General features: G+C 71.0%; 4 protein-coding genes. 3 read left to right on the forward strand and 1 reads right to left on the reverse strand.

Going from position 1 to position 7,226, the window contains the following annotated elements; genetic code table 11:
- The first annotated feature begins 125 nt into the window (after positions 1 to 125).
- From ACZ592_RS38440 to hflX, 3 genes are all read left to right on the forward strand, one after another.
- Entirely contained in the window at positions 126 to 2,267 is a 2,142-nt protein-coding gene (locus tag ACZ592_RS38440) for a RelA/SpoT family protein (protein ID WP_471586396.1), read from the forward strand.
- Positions 2,268 to 2,367: 100 nt separating this feature from the next.
- A complete protein-coding gene (locus ACZ592_RS38445) occupies positions 2,368 to 3,852 on the forward strand; it encodes a M1 family metallopeptidase (RefSeq protein WP_471586397.1) in 1,485 nt (494 codons plus the stop codon).
- A gap of 195 nt (positions 3,853 to 4,047) precedes the next feature.
- The gene (gene hflX / locus ACZ592_RS38450; RefSeq protein WP_471586398.1) at positions 4,048 to 5,538 is read left to right on the forward strand and encodes a GTPase HflX; all 1,491 of its coding nucleotides are present in this window, start codon (positions 4,048 to 4,050) and stop codon (positions 5,536 to 5,538) included.
- A gap of 103 nt (positions 5,539 to 5,641) precedes the next feature.
- Here hflX and ACZ592_RS38455 read toward each other — a convergent pair whose 3' ends face one another.
- Positions 5,642 to 6,865, reverse strand: a complete 1,224-nt coding sequence (locus tag ACZ592_RS38455; RefSeq protein ID WP_471586399.1) for a trypsin-like serine peptidase — start codon at positions 6,863 to 6,865, stop codon at positions 5,642 to 5,644.
- Between the last annotated feature and the right edge of the window lie 361 nt (positions 6,866 to 7,226).

The raw sequence follows: 7,226 nt of genomic DNA on the forward strand, positions 1-7,226 counted from the left end.
TGATCCGTTTCACGCTCGGCGAGAGGCGGTCAGCGCCGCGTGATGGGCTCGGTAGCATCAAGCACCGGCCCGGACGGAGTACGCCGTCGTCCGCTCACCGCCGGTCGAAGCAGCCGGAGGTGCTCATGAGTGCGGAGGCCACGAACCCTGCCACGCCCGGCCCCGTGACGTCCGGGGTCCAGCGAAGGCGCGGCCGCGCCCGTCTCGACCTGCGCAGGCTCGGTCGTGCCGCCCTGCTCGGGTCCGGCACGCGCGATCGTCTCCCCGACGCGATCGGCCATGTGGCGGAGGCCCACCGGACCCACTACCCGGACGCGGACCTGGAGCCGCTGCGCCGTGCGTACGTCCTCGCCGAGTCCTCGCACCGCGGCCAGATGCGCAAGAGCGGCGAGCCGTACATCACCCACCCGCTCGCGGTCACCCTCATCCTCGCCCAGCTCGGCGCGGAGATCACGACCCTGACCGCCTCCCTGCTGCACGACACCGTCGAGGACACGGACGTGACGCTGGACCAGGTGCGCACCGAGTTCGGCGACGACGTCTGCTATCTCGTCGACGGCGTCACGAAACTGGAGAAGGTCGACTACGGAGCGGCCGCGGAGCCCGAGACCTTCCGCAAGATGCTCGTCGCCACCGGCAACGACGTACGCGTCATGTCGATCAAGCTCGCCGACCGGCTGCACAACATGCGCACCCTCGGTGTCATGCGCCCCGAGAAACAGGCCCGCATCGCCAAGGTCACCCGGGACGTGCTCATCCCGCTCGCCGAGCGCCTGGGTGTGCAGGCGCTCAAGACCGAGCTGGAGGACCTCGTCTTCGCGATCCTCCACCCTGAGGAATGCGCGCAGGTCAAGGCCATGATCGAGGCCGACGCCGAGGCCCCGGGGGACCCGCTGGGAGACATCGCGGGCGAGGTGCGCGGGGTGCTGCGCGACGCGGGCATCACGGCCGAGGTCCTCATCAGGCCGCGGCACTCCGTCTCCGTCCACCGCGTGCACCGCAAGCGCGGCGACCTGCGCCCGTCCGACTTCGGCCGCCTGCTGGTGCTCGTCAACGAGGACGCCGACTGCTACGGAGTCCTCGGAGAGCTGCACACCTGCTTCACGCCGGTCGTATCGGAGTTCAAGGACTTCATCGCCGTACCGAAGTTCAACCTCTACCAGTCGCTGCACACGGCCGTGACCCGCTCCGACGGCGAGGTCGCCGAGGTCCTCATCCGCACGCACCAGATGCACCAGGTCGCCGAGGCGGGCGTCGTCGCGCTGCGCAATCCCTACGCTCCTCCTTCGGAGGAGCCCTCGGACAGCGCCGAGGACGAGCGCGTGGACCCGACCAGGCCCGGCTGGCTCTCCCGGCTCCTCGACTGGCAGCAGGCCGCCCCCGACCCGGACACGTTCTGGTCGACGCTCCGCGAGGACCTCGCCCAGGACCGCGAGATCGCCGTCTTCCGGCCCGACGGCGGCACGCTCGGCCTCCCCGCAGGCGCCAGCTGCGTGGACGCCGCGTACGCCCAGTACGGCGAGGACGCGCACGCCTGCATCGGCGCCCGCGTCAACGGCCGCCTTGCGACCCTCAGCACGGTCCTGCGGGACGGCGACACCGTCCAGCTGCTCATGGGGCAGGACCTCGCCTCCGGGCCCTCCGGAGAGTGGCTGGACCACGCGCGCACGCCGGCCGCGCGGATCGCCATCCGGCGCTGGCTCACCACCCACCCCGCCCCCTCGGCGCCCGCGCCGGCGCCGTCCGCGCCGCGCCCGCCGCAGCAGGCGCCGGCGACCGCGCCTGAGGCCTCCGGAGCCCTCCTGTCCGCCGCGGCGAACGCCGTCGTGGACCGCGAGGGCGCGAGCGTGCGCCTCGCCGGCTGTTGTACGCCCGTGCCGCCCGACGACGTCACCGCCTTCGCCGTCCGCGGGGGCGTCGTGACCGTGCACCGGGTGGGCTGTCCCGCCGTGGAGCGCATGAAGGACGTCGGGCGCGCGGAGATCGGCGTGCGCTGGGGCGACTCCGCCGAGTGCCGGGTCACCCTGATCGCCGAATCGTTCGGCCGGGCGCATCTGCTCGCCGACCTCACCGAAGCGATCGCCCTCGAAGGCGTGGCGGTCATCTCGGCGACCGTGGAGCCGCCGACCCAGCAGCGCGTGCGCCATACGTACACGCTCCAACTCCCGGACGCGGGGCACCTTCCGGGCCTGATGCGGGCGATGCGCGCGGTCCCCGGGGTGTACGACGTGAGCCGCGCCCAGCACCCGGCGGCCGCCGCCCCCTGAAGCCGGTGACAGCGCCGGTCCGGGGCCCGGCAGCGACTCGTTCGAGTGGCCCGGCGCGCGCCGTCACGCGCGGGAAGACGTGCGCTGATAGCGGTAGTTCATGCTGCTCACCCCACGGACCGCGGCCCTGCGGCCGAAGGCCCTCCGCACCCCCCGCCTCGCCGCCGCACTGATCGCGGCGACCGCCTCCGCCGCCCTCGTCGCGGCGAGCGCACCGTCCCCCGCCACCCCGCTCGGCATCGGCGACCGGCTCTTCCCGCACCTGGGCAACCCCGGGTACGACGTGGCGTCGTACGACATCGCGTTCACCTACCGCGGCGACAACCGCAAACCCCTGGACGCCGTCACGAAGATCGACGCGCGGGCGCTCGCCCCCCTGGACCGGGTGAACCTCGACTTCGCGCACGGCACGGTGCGCTCCGTGGAGGTGAACGGCGAGCGCGCACGCTTCGAAAGCAGTGGCGAGGACCTGGTCCTCACGCCGTCCACGCCGGTAGGGCCCGGCGAGCGGATGGAGATCACCGTCCGGCACACCAGCGACCCCGTCGCCGCCAAGGGCACCGAGGGCGGCTGGCTGCGCACCGACGACGGCCTGGCCATGGCCAATCAGGCCGACGCCGCCCACCTGGTCTTTCCGTGCAACGACCACCCCGCGGACAAGGCGGAGTTCACGTTCAGGGTCACCGCGCCCAAGGGGCTCACCGCCGTCGCCAACGGTCTGCCCACCGGGAAGACCCGGCGCGCGGGTGCCACCACCTGGGAGTACCGCACCCATCACCCCATGGCGACCGAGCTGGCCCAGGTCTCGATCGGCCGCTCCACCGTCGTGCACCGCAAGGGGCCGCACGGCCTTCCGGTGCGTGACGTGGTGCCCACCAAGGACCGCAAGGTCCTGGAGCCCCGGCTGAAGAAGACGCCCGGCCAGATCGAGTGGATGGAGCGGAAGGTCGGCCGCTACCCCTTCGAGGCCTACGGGGTCCTGATCGCCCACGCGCAGACCGGCTTCGAACTGGAGACGCAGACGCTCTCCCTCTTTGAGAGAGACCTCTTCACCCGCCCCGAGTACCCGGACTGGTACGTCGACTCGATCATGGTGCATGAGCTCGCGCACCAGTGGTTCGGTGACAGCGTCAGCCCCCGGTCCTGGTCGGACCTCTGGCTGAACGAGGGGCACGCCACCTGGTACGAGGCCCTTTTCGCCGACGAGAAGGCCAAGAAGTCCCTGACCGAGCGGATGCGGGGCGCCTACCGTCAGTCGGACGGCTGGCGAGCGGCCGGTGGCCCCCCGGCCAGGCCGAAGGCGCCGGCGCCCGGCAAGAAGATCAGCATCTTCCGCCCGGTCGTCTACGACGGCAGCGCCCTGGTGCTCTACGCCCTGCGCCAGGAGATCGGGCAGCGGGCCTTCGACCGCCTGGAGCGGGACTGGGTGCGCACCCACCACGACGGCAACGCCGAGACCGCCGACTTCGTCCGTCTGGCCTCGCAGGTCGCAGGGCGGGACCTGGGCGGATTCTTCGACGGCTGGCTGTACGGGGAGAAGACGCCGCCGATGCCGGGGCATCCGGACTGGAACTCCGGGAAATAACCCGGGTGACGAGACGGGGCGTGCCGTGCAACCATCATGAGGTCGGCGGCGCGGCCCGCCCGGGACATCCCCTCGGGGACATCTCGGGGTCGGACCCGGCCGTTCCGGGAATCTCCGGACCATCCCGGGCGTTGTCGACTGTGACGGATCCGGCATCCGTCGCCCTTCCCATCGGCGTATCGACGTAAGGATCCAATGACCTCCTCTTCTTCCCCTTCCCAGGACGCACAGAGCTTCGCGCAGAACCACCCCGAAGGTCTTCGGGCCGATGCCCTGATGGAAGAGGACGTCGCCTGGAGCCACGAGATCGACGGAGCGCGGGACGGCGATCAGCTCGACCGCTCCGAGCGCGCGGCCCTGCGCCGTGTCGCCGGCCTCTCCACCGAGCTCGAGGACGTCACCGAGGTCGAGTACCGACAGCTCCGTCTGGAGCGCGTGGTGCTCGTCGGCGTGTGGACGTCGGGGACGGTCCAGGATGCGGAGAACTCCCTCGCGGAGCTGTCCGCGCTCGCCGAGACGGCGGGTGCGCTCGTGCTGGACGGTGTCGTCCAGCGCCGCGACAAGCCCGACCCGGCGACGTACATCGGTTCCGGCAAGGCCCTGGAGCTGCGTGACATCGTGCTCGAGACCGGAGCCGACACCGTCGTGTGCGACGGTGAGCTGAGCCCCGGCCAGCTGATCCACCTCGAAGACGTCGTCAAGGTCAAGGTGGTCGACAGGACCGCCCTGATCCTCGACATCTTCGCCCAGCACGCCAAGTCCCGGGAGGGCAAGGCGCAGGTGGCGCTCGCGCAGATGCAGTACATGCTGCCGAGGCTCCGCGGCTGGGGTCAGTCGCTCTCCCGTCAGATGGGTGGCGGCGGCGGTGGCGGCATGGCCACCCGTGGTCCCGGTGAGACCAAGATCGAGACGGACCGGCGACGGATCCGCGAGAAGATGGCGAAGATGCGCCGGGAGATCGCGGAGATGAAGACGGGCCGCGACATCAAGCGCCAGGAGCGTCGGCGCAACAAGGTGCCTTCGGTCGCGATCGCCGGTTACACGAACGCGGGCAAGTCCTCGCTGCTCAACCGCCTCACCGGCGCGGGCGTGCTGGTGGAGAACGCGCTGTTCGCCACCCTCGACCCCACCGTGCGCCGGGCCGAGACGCCGAGCGGGCGGGTCTACACCCTGGCCGACACCGTCGGGTTCGTACGGCATCTGCCGCACCACCTCGTCGAGGCGTTCCGCTCCACGATGGAGGAGGTCGGCGACTCCGACCTGATCCTGCACGTGGTCGACGGCTCGCACCCGGTGCCGGAGGAGCAGTTGGCCGCGGTGCGGGAGGTCATCCGTGACGTGGGCGCCACCGACGTGCCCGAGATCGTGGTGATCAACAAGGCGGACGCGGCGGACCCGCTGGTCCTCCAGCGCCTGCTGCGCAACGAGAAGCACGCGATCGCGGTCTCCGCGCGGAGCGGTGCGGGCATCGAGGAACTGCTCGCGATCATCGACACCGAACTGCCGCGGCCCGAGGTGGAGATCGAGGCCCTCGTTCCGTACACGCACGGTCAGCTCGTCTCGCGGGCGCACGCCGAGGGCGAGGTGCTCTCCGAGGAGCACACCGCCGAGGGCACGCTGCTCAAGGCGCAGGTGCACGAGGAACTCGCCGCGGAGCTCGCTCCGTACGTGCCGGCCGCCCACTGAGCCTGCGCGCTTGGACCGGTGGTTCACCGCAACCGGGCACATGGCGAAGGCCCGCCCCCTCTCGCAGGGGGCGGGCCTTCGCCATGTCAGGTGTGCGGTGCGGCTACTGCCCGCCGTACTTCTTGCTCATCATGTCGTAGACCTGCTGGGCGCCGCGGCCCAGCTGGGGTCCGGCCAGCCAGGTGTTCTCGGCCGGGCCGATCGAAGTGTTCGACACGAGCTTCGTCTTGTCACCCACCATGCGGAACCAGCCGCCGCCGGACGAACCGCCGGTCATGGTGCAGCCGATGCGGTACATGGTCGGCAGCGACGGCGACAGCGAGAGACGCCCCGGCTTGTCCACGCACTTGTGCATGATCAGACCGTTGTACGGCGGGGCGGCGGGGTAGCCCCAGGCGCCCATCGAGCTGACGCTCTGCGCGGACGGGGCCGAGAAGTCCACGTCGAGCGCGTTGCCGACGGTCTCCTCCAGGGACTTGCTGCCCTGCTCCGGCTTCACGTGCAGGACGGCGTAGTCGTACGTCGCACCCTCGCCGCCCGTCGGCCCGCCTCCGTTGATCCACTCGTTGGAGGTCGAGATCCAGTCCGCCCAGTACTGGCCGTAGGGGGCGATCTCCTGCGGGGCCGCGTTGCGCAGATCGCCCTCGGACTTGCCCAGGTCGTTGTAGGAGGGCACGAAGGCGATGTTGCGGTACCAGCCGCCGTTCTTGCCGGCGTGCACGCAGTGACCCGCGGTCCACACGAGATTGGACTTGCCCGGGTTGCGCGGGTCCGTCACGACGGTGCCGGAGCAGACCATCGAACCCTCGGGGGAGTCGAAGAAGATCTTGCCCACCGGGGCCGCGTTCTCGTGGTACGGCGTCTTTTCGCGCTTGGCCTGGACCGGCGTCGGCTCGGGGTCGGTCGCCCCCTGCTCGGCGGTCGCGTCCTTCGCGGCGATCGTCTTCTTCGGGTCCTTGGCCTTCTGCATCCGCTCGGGCTTCCAGAGCCCTTCGATGACGGGGTTGGCGAAGTCCTTGGCCTCGCTCAGCCAGTCGTCCTTGTCCCAGTTCTTCCAGGCACCGTTCTTCCAGTCGTCCAGGTCGATGCCCTTCTCCTTGAGCTTGTCGGCGAGGCCGGCAGGCAGCTTGGAGTCGGAACCGGAGTCGGAACCCGAATCGGAGCCGTCGGCTCCCTGGGACGTGGTGGAGTCGGGCTTGTCGCTCGCCTTGTCATCGCTCGGGCCACAGGCCGTGGCGGTGAGTGCCAGGGTCGCCGCGAGCCCGGTGGCCGCGAGTGCGACCCGCCTTGCGCGACTGCGCGCGAACGGCGCACGAGTGGAACGCATGGTGCTGTTACCCCCGTTGGAACGTGAATGTGCCATGTACGTGTCATGCATCGGGTCGGATGTCCGTGGGACCCGTTGAGACAGCACCCCACTATGCCTGTGAGGTTGGGGACGAACGGCGGCGGGGTCGTGAAGGTTTCCGGTGCCCCGCCGTCGTACGGACCGCTCGTCGCTTTCGTGGGCCGCGACGCTGCCGTGCGCCGCGCTGCCACGGTGCGGGGGGGGGGGGGGGGGGGGGGGTGGGGGGGGGGGGGGCGGGGGGGGGGGGGGGGGGGGGATGGAGGGGGGGGGGGGGGTGGTGGCGGGGGGGGGAGAGGTACGGTGGGTGGAGCCTCTTTTCTCCTCTAGTCTTTGTTTTGAT

The organism is Streptomyces sp. NPDC040622 (assembly GCF_055593965.1).